This is a genomic window from Phaeodactylibacter xiamenensis (assembly GCF_965229835.1).
Classification (GTDB): domain Bacteria; phylum Bacteroidota; class Bacteroidia; order Chitinophagales; family Saprospiraceae; genus Phaeodactylibacter; species Phaeodactylibacter xiamenensis.
Map to the genome: position 1 here is coordinate 938,328 of NZ_OZ245931.1, position 18,934 is coordinate 957,261.

Here is an 18,934-nt window from a genome sequence, read left to right on the forward strand (position 1 = left end):
GAACCCATGGCATCTAAAATGCAACTGGCGGACCTTTCATTCGTGGAGGCCAGCCACCCCAATGCGCAACGGGTTGCCGTTTTGCAAGAGCCCGGACAGATAGAAATGGCGTACGCTGAAATCCCGGAACCCGGGCCCGATGAAATACGTATCCGCATGCACTATGTGGGTATTTGTGGTTCGGATATAGAAACCTACCGGGGCATCCGCCGACCGGAGTTTGTGTCCTTTCCGGGCAGGCTCGGGCATGAGGTCTCCGGTGTAGTTGATAAAGTAGGGGTAAATGTGCATACCTTAAAGGTTGGGCAACGGGTTTCCTGCCGATATGTGTGGGGCGCTTTCGCGGAATACATCGTTTGTACGCCCTTCAACGTGAAGGTCGTACCCGATAATTTTCCGGACGAAGAAATCAGTTCTCTGGAAGTGCTCCCTGGTATTCTGCACGCTGCGGAGCTGTCCAACATTCAGTCCAATACCAGTGTGCTCATCACTGGTCAGGGCGTTAGCGGGCTGGTCATGACACAAGTCATCAGCCTGTTCAGCCCCAAAAACCTGGCTGTCACCGACCTCAACCCGGCCAAGCTGGAACTGGCAAAAAAGTACGGTGCTACCCATACGTATCAGATCCCGTCCGAGGACACCCCCACGATGGATATCGTTGGGAAGGACTTCCCCGATGGCTTCGACGTGGTCATTCCCTGCCTCCTGGAAGGCGCGGGCATGGTGGATGCGCTTAATGCTTGTGCATTCGGGGGCCGTATTGTGACGTATGGCTGCATTGGCCCCTGTGAGGAGCCCTTTGACTTCTTTAAGATGCACAAAAAGCGCGTGGATATTTACTCTACCGAACCCAAGCGGGACATTGATATGCGCCGGTTCTGGCAGGAAGGCCTTCAGTTGGTAGAAGACGGGCTTGTCAATACCGTGGAAATGGTCACCCACCGCTTCCCGCTGGAAAAAGTGGGAGAAGCTTTTACACTGCGGGATGACAAATCAGACCGCGAGAGTATTCATGTGTTGATTGACTGCCGGTGACCTGGAAGCTATTCTGAATGGTCAATCCATGCAGGTCAGTAAGGCCCATACCGATAAACACCATCCAATATGACCAGAAGAAATTTTTTAAATAAAGCTGCCACCGCAGGTAGTATCGTCATGCTTCCGCTACCATGGCCTGATCCCGGTCAGATCGAAGACAACCAAAACAGGAAAGTTATCCGTGACTTTATCGAGCAATCTTTTCCCGACCGTATCCACCCACCGGTTGGCGCTATGCAACACCCTTTTATCGATCCCGGTGCCGCTTATAAGGGCATTTTATGGGACTGGGATGCCTACTTCTCCCTCCGCGGCCTTCAGCCCTGGAAAGAAAAAGTCGGTGGAGTAGCCGAAGGCTGTATCCGTAACTTTCTCGACTTCCAGCGGGCTGATGGCTCCATTCCGTATGCCATTACCAAATGGAGCAAAAAAGAAAACGGAGCCACACGCCCTCCTGATAGCGATAAAAACAGCGCCAAACCTCTGATGGCACAATTCGCTTTGATGGCCTTTGAGTACAATGGGAAAGAAAGCTTGCTGGCTGAGAGCTACGAGGGCCTGAAAAAGCACTGCCTGCACTGGGAGGAAAGCCAGGGGACTGAATTGGGGTTGCTCACCTTTCGGTCGCACCGCGGCAGTGGGGTGGATGATCATCCCGGCGTCTACTGCCGCCCACTAAATTCTTCAGTTGACGTCTATCTCAACAGCATGATGTTCAGGGAGTACCGCACTATGGAGACTATTGCCAGGCAAGTTCGGCCAACGGAGGTGAGCTTCTGGGAAGATAGAGCCCACGCGCTTCAGGAAAACATTGAAAAACTCCTTTGGGACCCCATAGACCAATGCTATTACAACCTTGATGTCGGCTACCATCGTCCTGGAAAAGTCAATCAGGAAGTGACTTGGGTTACACCGTTGAAGTTTAAATCCTGGACTTCCCTGATGCCCATCTGGGCGGGTGCTGCCGCTCCGGAGCGGGCCAGGATCATGGTAGAGCGACATCTCATAGACGAATCCAAATTGCTCGCCCCTGCTGGCATGCGCTCCCTGGCCAAAAATGAGCCTGCCTATGAAGTCAGGGTCAGCTCCAACCCATCCTGCTGGCGGGGACCGGTCTGGGTGGTGAACAACTTTATGGTCTGCGAAGGCCTGCGCGCCTACGGCTTTGAGGAAGCAGCAACAACCATTGCCTCCCGCATTACCAAAACTTTAGCCGATGATATTCGGACGAACAACCACCTGCATGAGTATTATGACCCGGAAACAGGCAAAGGGCTTACCCACCCGGGATTTGTAAACTGGAATACGCTGGGGGCGATCATCTAATCACCGACAATTATGAATGCAATTTTCAACAGCAGTATAAAGCCTTGCCTATTCATACTTCTTATATCATTAATGAGTACCTGTAGCCCATCTGCTGAAAACAAATCTAATCCTTCTCCTAACATCATCTATATTCTGGCAGATGATATGGGCTATTCGGATATAGGCTGCTTTGGCGGAGAAATTGAAACGCCGAACCTCGATCAGCTCGCCCGGGATGGCATTCGCTTCAACCGGTTTTACAATGCCTCCCGCTGCTGTCCGACTAGAGCAGCTCTGCTGACCGGACAGTATCCGCATCAGGCCGGAATGGGTTGTATGGTTGACTGGCCGCCAAATGCGGAGCCAGGTCCATATCAGGGCTATTTGTCTGAAGATCAGGTGACGATTGCCTCCGCGCTAAAGCCAGCCGGCTATCAAAATTACATGGTCGGCAAATGGCACCTTGGGGAAGCACCGGAGTATTGGCCGCTGCAATATGGTTTTGACCGGTACTTCGGATTGATCAGCGGGGCATCGAGCTACTTTGAGCTGATCAAACAACAGAAGAGGGAACGAAAAATGGTCAATGGTAATACCCGCTGGGAGCCCCCGGCTGAGGGTTTTTACATGACCACCGCCTTTTCGGATACCGCTGTAAGTTATATCCGGCAGCACAATCCGGAAGTGCCCTTTTTTCTTTATCTGGCGTATACCGCTCCGCATTGGCCGATACATGCGCTGGAAGAGGATGTCAAGATATTTGAAGAGCGCTATCTGGCGGGGTGGGATGAAATAGCCCGGGACCGATTTGCTAAAATGCAGTCTCAGGGGCTTATTGAAAAAGGCCTGTCACTGCCCCAAAAGCCCGGCAGCATACCGGACTGGGATACGCTTTCTAAAACCGAACAACAGGAATGGGCCAGAAGAATGGCAGTCTACGCAGCCATGATCTACCGTATGGATATTGGTATTGGCCAGGTGATGCAGGCACTGAAGGATAAGGGGCTTTACGAAAACACCGTCATTGTTTTTGTATCTGATAATGGCGCTACCGATGCCAATATCTCCCGCCGGGGACTGAATGACCCGGATGTTCCAATTGGGCAAAGAGGCTCTTACACTTCCTATCTGGAGCCCTGGGCCTGGGTCAGCAACATTCCCTATCAGCAATACAAAAAGTCTTCCTACTGGGGTGGCATGCGCACGCCCTGTATTATTTCTTACCCGGACCTCACGAAGGGCTTACACGCCATTTCCCGGCAGGAAGGGCACGTAATCGACCTGCTGCCCACTGCGATATCGCTGGCCGGCATCTCTGCTCCGGAGCAGTATCAACCAGAGGGCATTGATTTGAGCCCGGTTTTGAAGTCCCAGGCGGACACCCTGCTTTCGCCCCAGCGCCCACTATTCCTGGAGCACATGGGCAACAAAGCAGTCATAGCCGAAGATTGGAAGCTTCTGAAAACCACCTGGTCGGAAGGCTGGGCCCTCTATCATCTGGCGACTGATCCGTTTGAAAAAAATGATCTTTCATCAGAAAAGCCTGAAAAGTACCAGGAGCTGATGTCCCTTTATACCGAATGGGAAGCCAGGACTCATTCCTTCACGCTACCAGAAAAATACCTTGAATAATGCGTATACAAAAACCTATCCCAATTCTTCTGCTTTTACTTTTGGCTTCTGCTGTTTGTAGGGCCCAACCCACTCCATCAGCATTGGCTCACGAATACCATATCGAGGTTTTTGGAGCAGTTGGGGATTCCATTACCCTCAATACTCAAGCCATTCAGGCTGCCATCGATACCGCAGCCGCTGAAGGTGGTGGGAAAGTCATCGTCCCGCCGGGTCAGTTTCTGACCGGATCGCTTTTCCTGAAAGACAATGTGGAACTGCATCTGATGGCAGGTGCAACGCTGCTCGGTAGCGTACGCAAAAAAGACTACCAATGGATTACAGATGAAAAAGCTTATGGAGCTAAGGGTGGGCCTGCAGCGGCAGTCTCGGGCATCATCATGGGCAATCAGGTCAACAATATTTCAGTTACAGGCAGTGGAATAATCAACGGACAGGGTGGCAAAGGCGAGGATTTCCGGGCGTACCCGCTTACCGATGACGGGAGCAAATGGCACAAACCACCACGCCCTAAGACCATTATGCTCTATTACTGCACCAATGTCCGGATTGAAGACATCACTTCTTATGCGCCACAGGAATGGGCACAGCACTATCTGGGCTGCGATTTCATGAATATCCGGGGCGTAAAAATCCATGCTCATGATAACGCCAACGGAGACGGTATCGACCTGGATGGCTGCCAGGATGTGGTGATGAGCGATTGTATCCTGGATACAGATGATAATGCCTTCATTTTGAAAGGGCGGGGCGCACGGGATTGTATCAATATCACGGTACAGAACTGTATTTTTGCCAGTAAAATCACCGCTATTAAGACCGGTACGGAATCGTCGGGCGGCTTCAAAAATATTGTTATTAATAACTGTGTCGTACGTTCTTCCTACGAACCCAAACACTTCGACAAATTCCGGCAGCAGATGAACGGCTCCGGGATTGCCTTGGAAATCACCGATGGAGGTACTATGGACGGTGTTATTATCTCCAATATTGTGATGGAAGAATGCTATGCCCCCTTCTTCATTAAACTGGGCGACCGTGGAAGGCTGTATAAGGATGGCGTTAACACACCTCCACCCGGGAAGATGAAAAACATCAAAATCCAAAACATCATCTGCAAGAAAACCAGTAACCGCTACACCAGCACAATAACCGGATTTCCCGGTCATTACATCGAAAACCTAACACTGCAAAATATACACATTGAACATGAAGGAGGCATAAAAGCCAGCGATGTGTTTTCGGATTTGCCGGAAAACTCCAGCCACCATCCCTGGCCCGGCATGTTTAAAAGAGATGCTAACTATCCTGCCTACGCTCTTTACTTACGGCACGTGAAAAACCTAACACTGGATAATATTACCACTACCTTAGATCAGCCGGACGAACGCCCCGCCGTTTATATGGAGGATGTCCAAAATGAAAGATTACGCTTTCTGGATTTTGATCCGAAGGGTGCGAAAAAACAAATTGTCCATAAGCCGTAATAGCCATGAAAACACAATGGATCATTATTCCTTTTTTAGTGATACTAACGCTGGGCTGCCAAAACGCTCAAACCGAAACAAAAGAGTATGCAGATCCTCCCAACATCATCATCGTACTGGCAGATGACCTCGGCTACGGGGATGTTGGAGCCTTCAACCCTCAGAGCAAGATACGTACGCCTGCTTTAGATAGTATCGCGCGGGCAGGCATGATTTTTACGGATGCTCACACCTCCTCTTCGGTCTGCACCCCTACCCGCTACAGCCTGCTGACCGGGCGTTACAACTGGCGGTCCACTTTAAAAAGAGGCGTACTCAGGGGCGATTCGCCCCCGCTCATCCCTAAAGACCGGTTGACGCTGGCCGCTTTGCTGGACTCCGCCGGCTATCATACCGCCTTTATTGGCAAATGGCATTTGGGGTGGGACTGGGCAAAAGATGAGCATGGTGCAATAGATTTTTCCAAGCCTATCCAAAATGGGCCCAACAGCATTGGCTTTGACTATTCATTCGGGCACATCGCTTCACTGGACATTCCACCTTACGTGTACGTGGAGAACCATATGCCCACAGCCGTGCCAATGGAAAGAACAGCCAACGAAGACTATCAGGGCTTCTGGCGGGACGGGCTTACCGCTCCTGATTTTGTGCACGAAGAGGTCACGCCAAATTTCTTCCGGCGCTCCATGCAGTACATCCGGGAGCGGGCAGAACAACCGGAGCCTTTTTTTCTTTACCTGGCACTGCCTTCCCCACACACGCCCATCCTACCCTCGGCGGAGTGGCAAGGCAAAAGCGGGCTTAACCCTTACGGCGACTTTGTGATGATGGTCGACCACTATATGGGCCAGCTGAACGCCACCCTTCAAGCCACCGGTATATCCGACAACACCTTGCTCATCTTCACCAGCGACAATGGCTGTTCGCCGAGGGCAAAGTTCGAAGAACTGGCGGAAAAGAGGCACCAACCCAGCCACATCTACCGGGGGCACAAAGCTGATATTTACGAAGGCGGGCACCGGGTACCCTTCATTGCCAAATGGCCTGCGGTTATTCCTTCAAAAAGCCATTCCGGCACCACCATCTGCCTGACCGACCTGATGGCGACCGCTGCTGAACTTACCGGACAGGCTTTACCGGAAAATGCCGGAGAGGACAGCTATAGTTTGGTTCCTTTATTCGAACAGCAACCGGGCTACCAAAGAACGGCTACCGTTCATCACAGCATCGAAGGAGAATTTGCCATCCGGCAGGGCGATTGGAAGCTGGCGCTTTGCCCGGGCTCGGGTGGTTGGTCCGTCCCCTCCCCCCTTGATGCCGGTATAGACACCCTGCCTCCGTTTCAGCTTTTCAACCTGTCTGTTGATCCCGTAGAGCAAAACAATCTGATCAATCAGCACGCCGCCCTGGCAGATTCATTAAAGCATCTTCTGACTCGATACATCGAACAGGGGCGCAGCACCCCCGGCCCGCCACAACCCAACGATGGGGAATACCCGAGGAAGCAGCTGGACTGGATGAAAAAAGATTAAAGCAAAAAACTGATGCTATGAAAAGCACACTAACCACCCTCGCGCTTACGGCGTTGGCCTACTTTTCGTGCAGCCCGTTTTTACCCGCGCAGCCGGAAGATCTTACTCAGGTATGGCCCGCACAGTGGATTGCACCAGCAAATGCCCCCTGGAAAAGCTACGCCATGCACCGTTTCCGCAAAACCATTGAACTGGACACCGTCCCGGAACGATTGATAGTGCACAGCAGCGGGGATAACCGGTATCAGCTCTTCGTAAACGGGGAGCGGGTAACCTACGGGCCACAGCGGGGCGACCTCAATCACTGGTATTATGAGTCTACCGATATCGCCCCCTATCTGAAACCCGGAAAGAACGTTTTGGCGGTGCAAGTGCTCAACTACGGTTCCCATCCACCGGACGCTCAAATGAGTGTACAGACCGGCTTTGTGCTGGCTGCCGACGACCAATCCTTCCGGTTCCTGAATACCGGCAAAGGCTGGAAAGCCATCTACGACCCCTCCTATTCCCCCAATCTGGTGGACGGCAGTCAGGTGCAGGGCTACTACGGTGGTGGCTCCCGGGAAATGGTGGATGGGCAGCAGCTCTACTGGGGCTGGAGCGACCTGGACTATAACGATAGCCAATGGCCGGCAGCCCAGCGGGTGGAGAGCGCTTTCGCCAAAACCTGTATTTGGGCAAGCCGCTGGAAATTGACCCCGCGCACCCTCCCGCACGAAACGCTAACCGATCAGCGGTTCCAAAGCGTAAGGCGCAGTGAAGGGGTTGTCATTCCGAAAAGCTTTCCTCAAAAAGCCGCCCCGGTAACCATCCCGGCCAAAACAAGAACTATACTGGTATTTGATCAGGGCGTGATGACCACAGCCTACCCGGTACTGCAAGTCAGTGGCGGCAAGGGCGCGAGCATCCGGCTGGAATATGTGGAAGCTCCCAACATCGGCCCTGTAAAAGACCGTAACAAGGGGCACCGCGGCGAAATAGCGGGCAAAGAGCTGATCGGCTATTACGATCAATTTACAGCGGATGGCGGCAAAAAGCGCCTTTACGAACCGATTTGGTGGCGGGCGTTCCGGTATATCGAAATGACTGTGGAAACTCAGGAAGAGCCATTGGTTATCGAAGACTTTTACAGCCGGTTTTCCACTTACCCCTTTACCACAGAAGCCTCCTTCCGTATAGAAGGAATTCCCGAAGCTGAGCAGGATACACTCGACAAGATTCTTGAGGTTGGGGAGCGGACCATCCGCCTTTGTGCTCACGATACCTATATGGATTGCCCCTACTACGAGGAGAGTCAGTTTGAAGGCGATACCCGGGTGCAGGCACTGGTCAGCTATGTGCTGTTTGGGGATGCCAGTTTGGGTAAAAACGCCATCGAGCAATTTTCCTGGTCGCTCAACAGCGAGGGCTTTTTGTCGGCCCGCTACCCGACCAATTCCACCTACTACATCCCCAACTACAGCCTGTACTGGATTGGGATGCTGCACGACTATATGATGTACGCGGGCGACAAGTCATTCATCCGGCAGAAGCTGCCGGTTGCCCGCATTTTACTGGGCTACTTTTTGGACCGGCTGCGAGAGGATGGTACTGTCCGGCGGCCTGATTACCACAACTTCGTGGACTGGGCATTCCCAAGAGGCGAAGCGCCCTTTGATGACAACGGCTATTCGGCACTGGTTGACCTCCATTTATTACTTGCCTTGCAGTGGGCGATGGAGCTGGAAACTTACGCCGGCGACTTCCACTATTACAATCAGTATCAGAGTGCAGCCGAGGGCCTTATGGAAGCAATCCCGAAGTACTATTGGAACAGCAGTCGTCAACTCTATACCGACACCCCGGAGGGCATCCACTACTCTACCCATACCAACCATCTTGCTATACTCACCGGTATTGTACAAGGGGAAGCCGCCGCTCAGCTCATGCGCCGCGCCCTGACCGATACCACCCTGACACAGCCCACAGTCTACTGGCAATTCTATCAGCTTGAAGCACTGCAAGCTGCCGGATTAGGGCAGGAATACCTTGACAATCTGGGCATTTGGAAAACGATGCTTCGCGCCGGGGTCACCACCTGGCCGGAAACCACCTTGCGCAGCCGCTCAGAGTGCCACGCCTGGGGAGCGAGCCCAAACTACCATTTGTACACCATTACTGCGGGTGTAAAGCCAGCTGCGCCCGGGTTTGAGGCCGTACGGGTCGCGCCTCAGCTGGGAGAAGGCCAAACGCTACAATGTACGCACCCCCACCCTAAAGGGAATATAAAGCTAGCCCTCAAAAAGGAAAACGGGAAGTTAATCGGAACTGTCGAATTACCAGCAGGCACTACCGGTGAATTGATTACGGAAACGGGCGCCATCGAACTTACTACAGGAACCAATAGGCTGTAGATGGATGTATTCGTAAAAATTGTGAAGCGTTTTACTTTGTGCGTGAGTATACTAAAAAGAACAAATTATGAATCATAATATACCCTTTTACAAAGCTGGCGCGGTATTCTTTTTCCTTTTGCTTACAGCCACTGCCTTCGCTCAACCCAATGGGGAGCAACGGCCCAATGTCATCTTCATCTACGCTGATGACCTGGGATACGGAGACCTCAGCTGCTATGGTGCCGACAGCATACATACCCCACACCTGGACGAACTCGCTGCAAAGGGCGTACGCTATACTGACTTTTACAGTACTTCTCCTATTTGTTCGCCCTCCCGTGCCGGGCTGCTTACCGGGCAGTACCCCATACGGAATGGCATTGGGCCCGTATTTTTCCCCTGGAGCAAAGGCGGGCTGGATACAGCTACCTTCACTATGGCTGAGCTCTTCAAAGCGCAGGGCTACGCTACCGCTTGTATCGGCAAATGGCACCTGGGGCATCAGCCGCAGTACCATCCCAGTCAGCATGGATTTGACTACTTTTTCGGCTTGCGGTATTCCAATGACATGGACTGGCCCCGCCCCTGGAAGCCCAACTACAAGCCCAAACAATTACTCGCCCTGTACCGGGACACCACTATCATCGATCAGCCGGTGCATCAGCCTACGCTCACGCAGCGGTATACGGCCGAAGCTATTCAGTTCGTAGCGAAGCACCAGGAAGAGCCGTTTTTTCTGTACTGGCCGCATACTTTCCCGCATGAGCCCCTCTTCGTTTCTGCGGAGTTTGAAGGTTCCTCACAGTATGGCTTGTATGGCGATGTGGTACAGGAACTGGATAACAGCGTGGGCGAACTCCTAAAGGCACTGGAAGACTTCGGGCTTTCCGACAACACTATCATTGTCTTTTCCAGTGATAACGGTGCCCGGCAGGTGCCTCAGCGCTGGGGGAATAAGGAAGCCTGTGGCAGCAATGCGCCGTTGCGGGGGCGGAAGCAGACCACCTTTGAGGGCGGGATTCGAGTACCTGCTATTGCTTACGGAAAAGGATATTTTGAAGGAGGTGAGGTTGTCACCATGCCTGGAATCATGTGCGACTGGCTGCCTACTTTTGCGGCCATCACCGGCTACACGCTGCCCAGGGAGCTCAAGCTAAATGGGACAGACCTGCTGAAGCTGAAACCCACTACTGAGCGCGATTTCTTTTTTTACCGCTTTGATCAGCTCAATGCCGTTCGTTCCGGCCCCTGGAAGCTCAAACTGGCCAATCCGGACCGCGCCCGCGGCGAGCCTATGCCACACGAAGATGACCTCCTGTTCAATCTGGTTCAGGATCCCGGTGAACAGCGGAATCTTGCAGATCGGTACCCTGATAGAGTAGCCGGGCTAAAAGCCAGGATGGCAGCCTTCGAAGCCAGTATCGCTCCACTTCCACCCCTTCAAAAATAACCTGCGATGAAAAAGCAAATACTGGCGTTAGCTGCCCTGGTCATGTTTTACCAGGCGGGGATTAGCCAGGATACCTTACCGCCCAATATCCTGCTAATCGTAGCCGATGATCTGGGCTATGAAAAGCTGGGCTGCTACGGGGGTATCGGAGTCCATACTCCAAATCTGGATCGTCTCGCTGCTTCCGGTGTTCGTTTTGAACGTGCCTACACCAGCCCGGTATGCACCCCGAGCCGCATGAGCATTTACACCGGGCAGTACGCCCACCGGCATGGCTACACGGAGGTACTCCCTGTGCACAAGGGCACCCGGGAAGCAGTTGATTTTAAGCAGTTTACCAGCTATGCCCAATTGCTCCGGGCACAAGGCTACCATACTGCCGTTACCGGCAAATGGCAGCTGGCCACCCTGGAGTACCATCCTGACCACTGCAAGCAGGCCGGCTTTGAGTCCTGGTGCGTCTGGCAAATCTGGAAAGACGGTGCCAAAACCAAGCGATACTGGAACGCCACGTACAATCAGGACGGCGCTATCGTTCCGGTGGACACTATCTCATTTGGACCTGACCTTATGGCTCAATATGTCATTGAAGAAATGACCAAAGCCACTAACAGGGGACAACCCTTTTGCATACAGCACAATATGGTTTTACCACATGTCCCCATCATTGATACGCCCGATGACCGGGCTAACGGAACCGATCCTTCCCTGGACGGTATGATCACCTACCTTGATCAGATCACAGGAGAACTGATGGCCGCTGTAGACCGCCTGGGCATTACTGAAAATACCTACATCATCTTTGTCGGGGACAATGGCACTCAATCTCAGACCCCTCGCTCCACGCGCGCCGGGCTCGTCCACGGTGGCAAATGGGATCTAAACGAAGGGGGAATGCATGTGCCGCTTCTGATTGCTGGGCCTGGTCTGTCCGATAGCACTACGAATGCGGCACTGGTCGACATGACCGACCTTTTCCCAACCATCTGTGCTCTGGCAGGCGTACCTCTGCCCTCTCAGCTCACAATGGATGGACGCTCTTTGCATCCGGTACTTAACGGGCAGCAGGAACAGCACCGGTCATGGGTAACCGGCGCTATCAAAGATGACTTTGCGATTTTTGATGGGCAGTGGCGGTTGCACCACAAGGGGGAGCGATTGGTGGATTGCCGGAACCTGCCGGAGGAAAAGGAAGCAGACCTTTCCGAAGCAGCAGCACAGGAAGCTTTTAATAGCCTGTCGCCCGTACTTCGCAGCCAAAGACTGAATCTTCGAAATCCTTAAAAATCAGCCATATGCAACTTTTAAACCTGGAAAAGATGAGCAAAATGCTTTTTACACAAAGCAGGTCTTATACCCTAATCTTACTTTTCTGTTCTTTTTCCTGCGTGGCCGTGGCTCACACCTATTCCTACGTATCAGACGGCTACCTAAAAGCTGTGGAAATGGACTGGGGGGATACACTCGTGTACGAATTGAAAAGCGGTCAGATGCGCACTTTTGTCCTGCAAAAGACAGCAGCCGAACCCGTTTATATCTATGATCTTCCTGAGAACCAGTGGCGGAGCGGATGCATATACCGCATGCAAGCTACATTACTCTGCGAAGGTCAGCCCCTCACCCTGCACCGCATCGTTTCGGCACAGCAGTCATACTACGAGCCTTATCACATCAATGGTGTTACTATCTTTTTCGATGCCGTGAATGATATTGAGGACTTCATTAAAGACAACCATGGTTCCAAGGGCATGGCAGCTACCGCATGTGGGCAGGCACAGCAGTACAAGGTTTCGCCCGCTACCAGCCCGATCTGCAAGCGGGGCGATACCTTATCTCACTGCATCCCGATGCTCACCCTACCTTGCCCTACAGCGAGGAAGCCACTGAAATGCTTCGGGTGCGGATCATGACCAATGAAGGCTTACAGGAGTTGGACTGGCATCCCTCCGAGTCAAGGACAATAGGAGAATTTCATTTAGCAGGAGGTCAGGAAAGCTTTCTCGATATCTGCACAAAAGGGAGCCAGGGGTTGGTGTTTGCTGATGCTTTGATTTTTGAGAAAATAGACGATTAACAAATGAGATATTTCTTTTTTTTACTTTCAATCATTTCTATTGCCTGCTCCAGGCAACAAGGCAATCAGTCAGGGGCAATTGCTTAATTCAGTGGACTCCCTGGGCATTGCCAAAAACACACTGATCGTGTTTATGAGCAACAACGGGCAGCGCCATTTCTGCCACGATGTGCCATTTTTCAACTCCAATGGCCCTTTTCGGGGTATGAAGCGCGACTTGTTTGAGGGCGGGATTCGGGTGCCATTCATCGCCCAATGGGAAGGGGTTATTGAGGCTGGAAAAGTCAGTGCAGAGCCTGTGGCCTACTACGACTTTATGGCTACGGCGGGGGAATTGGCAGAAAATACACCCCAAAGAACCGATGGTACAAGTTGGGTGCCCCTGCTTACGGGCAAAGCCGATACGCTGGCTCGTGACTACCTCTATTGGTAATTTCCCTATATGGACCAGCCTAATGCTAAATTTGCGGTGCGCATGGGCAAATGGAAAGGGGTAAAGGAATGGATGGGTGGCCCCTTGCAAATCTACAACCTCGAAGAAGACCCCGAAGAGTTGTACAACTGGCACTACGAGCGTGCGGATTTGGTTGAGGAATTTGAGGCTATCATCAGGAAGGAGCATAAACCAAGTCCCTTTTGGCCAATTATGGGAGAAAAAAAGCGGTAAGCTCAAAAAAATAGTATTTTGACAGCTTTGCTAAATCATGCCCCCCTTGAAAGAACCTAAAGTTATCATTGATTAGAAACCATATGGTTATCGATTCACCATTTAAAATAGTAGCAAACCATGCGGATCAAGTTTATTATTTTTCTCGTTCCCACCATTTTCTTTTCGGTAGCTGCCATTGCCCAAAAAATCGACAGATCGGATGTAAATCCGGCAATGACGGAATTCTGGGACAATGAACCCGAAGTTATTACTCCCGGAGAAACATACGGCGCTCCACCTTCGGATGCCTTAATCCTTTTTGATGGAACAGATTTTTCAGAATGGCATTCAAAAGATGGTGGGGAAGTAGAATGGGCGCTGGATGAAGGGGCAATGACTGTAAATCCCGGAAAAGGCTACATTTCCACCAAAAAGAAATTTGGCAGTATTCAGCTACATATTGAATGGCGCACTCCAGCTGACAATAATAAAGAAGGTCAGGCAGGTGGCAACAGCGGCATCTTCCTTATGGAACGCTACGAAATACAGGTACTGAATTCCCACAAAAACAGAACCTACAGCAATGGACAGGCAGCTTCGGTCTATAAACAGTACCCTCCAATGGTCAATGCTTCACGCCCAAAAGGGGAATGGCAAACGTACGATATTATCTTTACCGCCCCCACATTCAAAAAGAACGGCGCTGTTGAAAACAAAGCTAAACTGACCGTGATCCATAACGGGATAGTGGTACAGAACGCCGTTGAACTTGATGGCAGCACAGCGTACAAAGGCACGCCCTATTACATTCCTCATGGCGAAGCACCTATCATGCTCCAGGATCACGGCGATCTGGTAAGCTTTAGAAATATCTGGGTCAGAGTGCTGCCGTGATTGCTGAACATGCGATTGAAAACAACATTGATGTTCAGGATGTGGAGTATGCTGGTATCAAAAAGGAATTAGAAACAGCGGGGCAGATTTTAAGCTTTAGAAAGCCATGATGATTAACAACGGGCGGCGAAGTCGTAAGGTGGATCGGTAAAAATACGTGCTAAAGATTAAAAATTAAAAACCGGAGGATTAAGGTCTTTCAGCGTAATGGAGTTTACCTATTGCTGGTCAATACAACTTATTTTCATCGAAAATTTGTATTTTAGGATGATTAGACTTGATGCATCGGGTCAGTGTAGTAGGAAAAACGAGCTATCTTCGAACATGCGCTGGCTTTTTTAGGAGCTTATCCTGAGCTAAGTGACTAAAAAAAAGCATAGCGTGGGAAGGAAATAGCCATTCTAACCCTGCAATGATCCAGACGAATCAAGTCTATTGTATGTAACTCAACCCACTCACCATGAAATCTCTTGTTCTTGCACTTGCGCTTTTCTTTGTTTCTCTCACCTTCAAGGGAGTTAGCCAACCCCTTTTCGTAAAATCAGATTTTCCCGGAGTCGCCTATAAATTAGCTCCACTGGAAAATGAGGAATTTTTAGTCTTTGGTGGGCTCAACGGTACATTTCTAATCGAGGTGAACGCTGAAGGTGAATATGAATGGCAGCAACAGTACGGACCACAAGACTACCTCAATAGTCATGGCTCGCCTACTGACAACCTTGAGAAGCGCCCTGGTCAACAAGGGTTTGTCCTAAGTAATGTCACCCACCCTACTGATACTTTGATTGGTTATCATTATACAATGTTGTATGAAACTGATCTGCAAGGTAATACAGTAGACTCATTTGTTCTTAATATTCCAAATTTACAATTGCAGTCCGGGCTGCATGTTATTGATGATGGCGACTATATCCTGGGAGGTACGATGGATGGGGAACACTCCTTCCGCGAAAAAGGATTTGTCTGGCGTTACAATATGGAGGCAGATAGTATGATGTGGTCCCATACCTTTCAGAATTCTAGTATCCACTATGAGACCATGATCAGCTTTATAGAGGGTCAGGGAGATACAATTTTTGTGGGCGGCTATGGCCCTAGTTTATCGGGTAATGTCCGTTCTTTCCTGAAAGCTATGAGCATTGCCGGGGAGGAATATTGGACAAGAGAATACCAAGATAACGAGTATTTTGAGGATGCACTCTTGCTACCTGATGGGCTTGTAGTGGTTGGTGGAAAAGGGCAATTTGGAATCGCCGAGGGACAGATGGTAATCAAAAAAGTGAGCTACGGGGGTGAAGAATTATGGACACGTTCTTACGACTTTCCCGGCAGAGCAATTGCGTATGGCATTACGGAGACACCTGATGGAGCGATGGTGCTCTGCGGTTGGGCAACCGGTGGCGGTCCAGTATTACTCAAAATAGATCAAAACGGGGATAGTATTTGGTCGCGAATTATTGAAGGCACTGATGGGCTAACCATTAATGGAGCCGGCAATGACATCCTTGCCTCAGCTAATCATATTACTTTTGCAGGATGGTTCTTCGAGCAGGGGGTAGGAAACAAATGCTTGATTGTCCGAACTAATGCCGAGGGACTACTGGTTGAAAGTGAGACGATCGGCATAGGTATTACCCCCCCATTAACGGTATTTCCCAATCCTGCTACCTCAGAGATCTTTGTGGACTTGCCATCAAATACGAGTTGGGAACATACTGTTGCAGAAATATATTCTACAGATGGTCGATTCTTGCTCTGGCAAACCGGAGATACTACCGGCAATGGCATTGTAGTCAGCGGGCTTACTCCGGGACTTTATCACCTAAACATACGTTCGTTAGAGAATGGGAAGATATTAGGGACAGCGCCTTTTGTGAAAAAGTAAAGTACGTGAGTTAGTAAACTACTCGCCAAAAGTAAATCGAAACTGTTTCGTATCAACTCCCAGGCAGTTTTTCTCCAATGGAGGATAGATGTGCGATTTTGTTGATCCTGTTTTTCCTTGTTTTTTCCGTTTTGGCCAGTTTGATCCACCGCAGGACGAACCGTTTGCTTGAATCATTGATTCGATCAAAAAAGTCTTTAGCACCCTTTATTTTTTGAAGTGCTGCGTTTAGATCATCCGGGACAACCAGATTATCCACATCGTCCATAAAATCCCATAGCCCGCTTTCTTTGCCCGTTTGAATGGACTGCAACCCCGCCTCGTGCATACGGTTTTGATCCATCAACTTTTGCGCACGATCTTTATATGTTTTTGCCCAATGCTGCGCTTTCCTGGGCGCGATAAGCTGCATGGTACGTGTTTCATCGAGCTTTCTGCGGATGCCATCAATCCAGCCGAAGCATAAAAGCTCATCCAGCACTTCTTCCCGGGAAACGTATTTCCCAACTTCTGATTTTTTGTAGGTTACGAGCCAAACGCTTTCTCTTTGAGGGTAGTTTTTCAGTAGCCACTGCCTTAGTTCCTCCGATGATTTGACCTCCACTTTTTCGAAGTGCTCTGTTTTAATCATAGCGTTAACGGTTCATTTGAAAAGTGAAATAAAAGGGAAAGGTTATAGTTTACGATTTACAAGATGATCTGCTTGTTTTTACTTCCCAGAGGATTTATGGTCGTAACTCAGTACCCGTTTCAACTTCCACTGGTCCTTTTCAAGGATCCAAACATGGCTAAATTTAGCCGTACTCGTCAAATATTTAGGCTTGCCTGGCTCTTCTCCGTAGAACTCATGCACCCCTTTTTGTATGGCACCGTACAGCTCCCCCTTGGAATACAATGGAAAAACCTCCATGCTTCCATCCACCAAAACCCGAGTGGGCTTGTAGTTCATATTACACAGGTTGGGGATGTTCCGGATGAAGTTTTCCTTTGAATCCAGGAGTCCGCTTTGGTCATGGTAAAACTCAAAATCATCACTGATCAATGCCCTTAACTGGGCCGTATCACATTCGTTGAAACCGAGATTGAAAACCAGGCTATCTTTCTGCTTTAGTTCTGCGAATAATTCCTGCAGCGTACCATCATTCTGCTGACCATATACCGGGGCAGAAAGAAGAAGGCAGCATAACACATTCAATGTTAACTTCATGGCTTGTTAATTTGGTGTCTTCGACTGCTTAAAGATATCAAAAGCCAAATAATTACTTCATCTTTCTCATCGGGCTTATCACACGATCCGTGACAATAGCAGTACTATGTATCGAATAATCGACTAAATAATATCAAAGCCAAGGTTACCGAACCTAACGATTCTCAACCTAATAAGCAGACTTTAGGAACAGGTCTGTTATTTGTCCTCTTAACAGATTCCCCAAAATGAGTAGATTTCCCCTATTTAATCTGGTCTTGATATGCTTATTGGCGAGTTGCAGTAATCCGGAGAAGCAAAGCCCAAAAATTACTGATTTTTCCAACCTGCTGCTGCCGGCGGTTAAAGACGGTGGATTCAACATGGACAACTATTGGATCTGGGGCGCTTCCGCCATCAAAGGGCCTGACGGGCAATACCATCTTTTTGCTTCCCGCTGGCCCAAACAATATCCGTTCAATCAGGGATATGTGTACCACTCTCAGGTGGTACATGCCGTGAGTGAAAAGCCGGAAGGCCCTTACCGCTTTAAGGATGTGGCGCTGACCCGCCGCCCCGGATACTGGGATGGGAAGATGACCCACAATCCGACTATACAGCAATGGGAGGATACCTATTATCTCTTTTACATCGGCTCTACTTACGAAGGGGAGAGCCCGGATGGGGACTCCCTGAGCAGAATCCGGCAAATCTACAAGAAGCCCGCTTATAAGAACATTCGCATTGGTGTCGCACGATCCACCTCTTTGGATGGCCCCTGGGAGCGGTTAGATACGCCTATACTTGCACCTCAGCCCACCGGTTTTGACAGTGTAGTCGTCACCAATCCTGCACCCTACATCAACGAGGACGGTAGTGTTGACCTCATTTACCGTACTCATATCCGCGGTACCGGCAACCGCCTGGCTTATGCCCGGGCAGACCATCCCTTAGGCCCTTACCGGAGAGTCCTGCAAGCGCCCATTTCCACTGCTATCGTGGAAGATCCCTTCATCTGGAAACAGGACAGTACCTACTACATTTTGGCGAAGGATATGGAAGGCTCCATCACCGGAGAGAAGCACGCGGGCGTTTTCCTAACCGCCAAAGACCTGACGCAGTGGACGCTGGGTAAAAATCCTAAAGCTTACCCCCGGACCGTAAAGTGGGCCGATGGCACCCAAACGGTGCAGGGGTCCTTCGAGCGCCCTCAGCTCCTCATACAAAACGGAAGGCCCACCCACCTGTTTGCCGCTACAGCCGATGGGCCGGGCGGATTCCGCAATGCGAACCACACCTGGAATATGGTGGTACCTTTGAAATCATCCGAATGTACACGCCCCGGTATGGCATACTGACTGTTGGCGCCTCCAATCGGGTTGACCAAAAGGAGCAGCAGCTTACCCCTGTTCCCAATCAATCCG

General features: G+C 50.4%; 16 protein-coding genes. 14 read left to right on the forward strand and 2 right to left on the reverse strand.

Translation table 11 applies throughout. The annotated features are described in order from the left end of the window. Positions 1 to 6 precede the first annotated feature (6 nt). The 13 genes from ACO08I_RS03475 to ACO08I_RS03535 all read left to right on the forward strand — a co-directional run bounded on the left by ACO08I_RS03475 (position 7) and on the right by ACO08I_RS03535 (position 16,324). Entirely contained in the window at positions 7 to 1,035 is a 1,029-nt protein-coding gene (locus ACO08I_RS03475; protein ID WP_421948490.1) for a zinc-dependent alcohol dehydrogenase, read from the forward strand. Positions 1,036 to 1,104: 69 nt separating this feature from the next. Continuing rightward, complete coding sequence (locus ACO08I_RS03480; RefSeq protein WP_421948491.1) at positions 1,105 to 2,364, forward strand: MGH1-like glycoside hydrolase domain-containing protein; 1,260 nt, start codon at positions 1,105 to 1,107, stop codon at positions 2,362 to 2,364. 72 nt (positions 2,365 to 2,436) lie between these two features. Next, positions 2,437 to 3,978 carry an arylsulfatase gene (locus tag ACO08I_RS03485; RefSeq protein ID WP_421948492.1) on the forward strand — a complete coding sequence of 514 codons (1,542 nt, stop codon included), beginning with the start codon at positions 2,437 to 2,439 and terminating at the stop codon, positions 3,976 to 3,978. An 83-nt stretch (positions 3,979 to 4,061) separates the two neighbouring features. Next, positions 4,062 to 5,465, forward strand: coding sequence for a glycoside hydrolase family 28 protein (locus tag ACO08I_RS03490; protein ID WP_421948493.1), 1,404 nt, complete (start codon positions 4,062 to 4,064; stop codon positions 5,463 to 5,465). A 5-nt stretch (positions 5,466 to 5,470) separates the two neighbouring features. Then, positions 5,471 to 6,997 (forward strand): sulfatase family protein, encoded by a 1,527-nt coding sequence (locus ACO08I_RS03495; protein WP_421948494.1) that lies wholly within the window; start codon positions 5,471 to 5,473, stop codon positions 6,995 to 6,997. A 17-nt stretch (positions 6,998 to 7,014) separates the two neighbouring features. Beyond that, the gene (locus tag ACO08I_RS03500; protein WP_421948495.1) at positions 7,015 to 9,390 is read left to right on the forward strand and encodes an alpha-L-rhamnosidase C-terminal domain-containing protein; all 2,376 of its coding nucleotides are present in this window, start codon (positions 7,015 to 7,017) and stop codon (positions 9,388 to 9,390) included. A 67-nt stretch (positions 9,391 to 9,457) separates the two neighbouring features. Then, positions 9,458 to 10,822 carry a sulfatase gene (locus tag ACO08I_RS03505; protein ID WP_421948496.1) on the forward strand — a complete coding sequence of 455 codons (1,365 nt, stop codon included), beginning with the start codon at positions 9,458 to 9,460 and terminating at the stop codon, positions 10,820 to 10,822. Positions 10,823 to 10,828: 6 nt separating this feature from the next. Next, positions 10,829 to 12,106: a sulfatase-like hydrolase/transferase gene (locus ACO08I_RS03510; protein WP_421948497.1), complete on the forward strand. Its 1,278-nt coding sequence runs from the start codon at positions 10,829 to 10,831 to the stop codon at positions 12,104 to 12,106. An 11-nt stretch (positions 12,107 to 12,117) separates the two neighbouring features. Continuing rightward, positions 12,118 to 12,732 (forward strand): hypothetical protein, encoded by a 615-nt coding sequence (locus ACO08I_RS03515; protein WP_421948498.1) that lies wholly within the window; start codon positions 12,118 to 12,120, stop codon positions 12,730 to 12,732. A gap of 204 nt (positions 12,733 to 12,936) precedes the next feature. Beyond that, positions 12,937 to 13,329, forward strand: a complete 393-nt coding sequence (locus ACO08I_RS03520) for a sulfatase-like hydrolase/transferase (RefSeq protein ID WP_421948499.1) — start codon at positions 12,937 to 12,939, stop codon at positions 13,327 to 13,329. A 9-nt stretch (positions 13,330 to 13,338) separates the two neighbouring features. Beyond that, positions 13,339 to 13,563: a hypothetical protein gene (locus tag ACO08I_RS03525; RefSeq protein WP_421948500.1), complete on the forward strand. Its 225-nt coding sequence runs from the start codon at positions 13,339 to 13,341 to the stop codon at positions 13,561 to 13,563. A 120-nt stretch (positions 13,564 to 13,683) separates the two neighbouring features. Next, positions 13,684 to 14,439 (forward strand): 3-keto-disaccharide hydrolase, encoded by a 756-nt coding sequence (locus tag ACO08I_RS03530; RefSeq protein WP_421948501.1) that lies wholly within the window; start codon positions 13,684 to 13,686, stop codon positions 14,437 to 14,439. Between the two features lie 460 nt (positions 14,440 to 14,899). Then, complete coding sequence (locus tag ACO08I_RS03535; protein WP_421948502.1) at positions 14,900 to 16,324, forward strand: T9SS type A sorting domain-containing protein; 1,425 nt, start codon at positions 14,900 to 14,902, stop codon at positions 16,322 to 16,324. A 52-nt stretch (positions 16,325 to 16,376) separates the two neighbouring features. Here ACO08I_RS03535 and ACO08I_RS03540 read toward each other — a convergent pair whose 3' ends face one another. Both ACO08I_RS03540 and ACO08I_RS03545 read right to left on the reverse strand, forming a co-directional pair. Then, a complete protein-coding gene (locus ACO08I_RS03540) occupies positions 16,377 to 16,955 on the reverse strand; it encodes a YdeI/OmpD-associated family protein (protein WP_421948503.1) in 579 nt (192 codons plus the stop codon). Between the two features lie 78 nt (positions 16,956 to 17,033). Beyond that, the gene (locus ACO08I_RS03545; RefSeq protein WP_282775417.1) at positions 17,034 to 17,531 is read right to left on the reverse strand and encodes a nuclear transport factor 2 family protein; all 498 of its coding nucleotides are present in this window, start codon (positions 17,529 to 17,531) and stop codon (positions 17,034 to 17,036) included. Positions 17,532 to 17,758: 227 nt separating this feature from the next. On the opposite strand from ACO08I_RS03545, the gene ACO08I_RS03550 reads away from it, so the two are divergent. Beyond that, positions 17,759 to 18,868 (forward strand): glycoside hydrolase family protein, encoded by a 1,110-nt coding sequence (locus ACO08I_RS03550; RefSeq protein WP_421948504.1) that lies wholly within the window; start codon positions 17,759 to 17,761, stop codon positions 18,866 to 18,868. Positions 18,869 to 18,934 lie beyond the last annotated feature (66 nt).

Excerpts from the sequence above, each read along its gene's own strand:
- ACO08I_RS03530 (WP_421948501.1), top strand. The coding sequence starts at position 13,684 with ATGCGGATCAAGTTTATTATTTTTCTCGTTCCCACCATTTTCTTTTCG.
- ACO08I_RS03500 (WP_421948495.1), top strand. The coding sequence starts at position 7,015 with ATGAAAAGCACACTAACCACCCTCGCGCTTACGGCGTTGGCCTACTTT.
- ACO08I_RS03535 (WP_421948502.1), top strand. The coding sequence starts at position 14,900 with ATGAAATCTCTTGTTCTTGCACTTGCGCTTTTCTTTGTTTCTCTCACC.
- ACO08I_RS03515 (WP_421948498.1), top strand. The coding sequence starts at position 12,118 with ATGCAACTTTTAAACCTGGAAAAGATGAGCAAAATGCTTTTTACACAA.
- ACO08I_RS03480 (WP_421948491.1), top strand. The coding sequence starts at position 1,105 with ATGACCAGAAGAAATTTTTTAAATAAAGCTGCCACCGCAGGTAGTATC.
- ACO08I_RS03495 (WP_421948494.1), top strand. The coding sequence starts at position 5,471 with ATGAAAACACAATGGATCATTATTCCTTTTTTAGTGATACTAACGCTG.
- ACO08I_RS03485 (WP_421948492.1), top strand. The coding sequence starts at position 2,437 with ATGAGTACCTGTAGCCCATCTGCTGAAAACAAATCTAATCCTTCTCCT.
- ACO08I_RS03550 (WP_421948504.1), top strand. The coding sequence starts at position 17,759 with ATGAGTAGATTTCCCCTATTTAATCTGGTCTTGATATGCTTATTGGCG.
- ACO08I_RS03525 (WP_421948500.1), top strand. The coding sequence starts at position 13,339 with ATGGACCAGCCTAATGCTAAATTTGCGGTGCGCATGGGCAAATGGAAA.
- ACO08I_RS03475 (WP_421948490.1), top strand. The coding sequence starts at position 7 with ATGGCATCTAAAATGCAACTGGCGGACCTTTCATTCGTGGAGGCCAGC.
- ACO08I_RS03540 (WP_421948503.1), bottom strand. The coding sequence starts at position 16,955 with ATGATTAAAACAGAGCACTTCGAAAAAGTGGAGGTCAAATCATCGGAG.
- ACO08I_RS03505 (WP_421948496.1), top strand. The coding sequence starts at position 9,458 with ATGAATCATAATATACCCTTTTACAAAGCTGGCGCGGTATTCTTTTTC.
- ACO08I_RS03510 (WP_421948497.1), top strand. The coding sequence starts at position 10,829 with ATGAAAAAGCAAATACTGGCGTTAGCTGCCCTGGTCATGTTTTACCAG.
- ACO08I_RS03545 (WP_282775417.1), bottom strand. The coding sequence starts at position 17,531 with ATGAAGTTAACATTGAATGTGTTATGCTGCCTTCTTCTTTCTGCCCCG.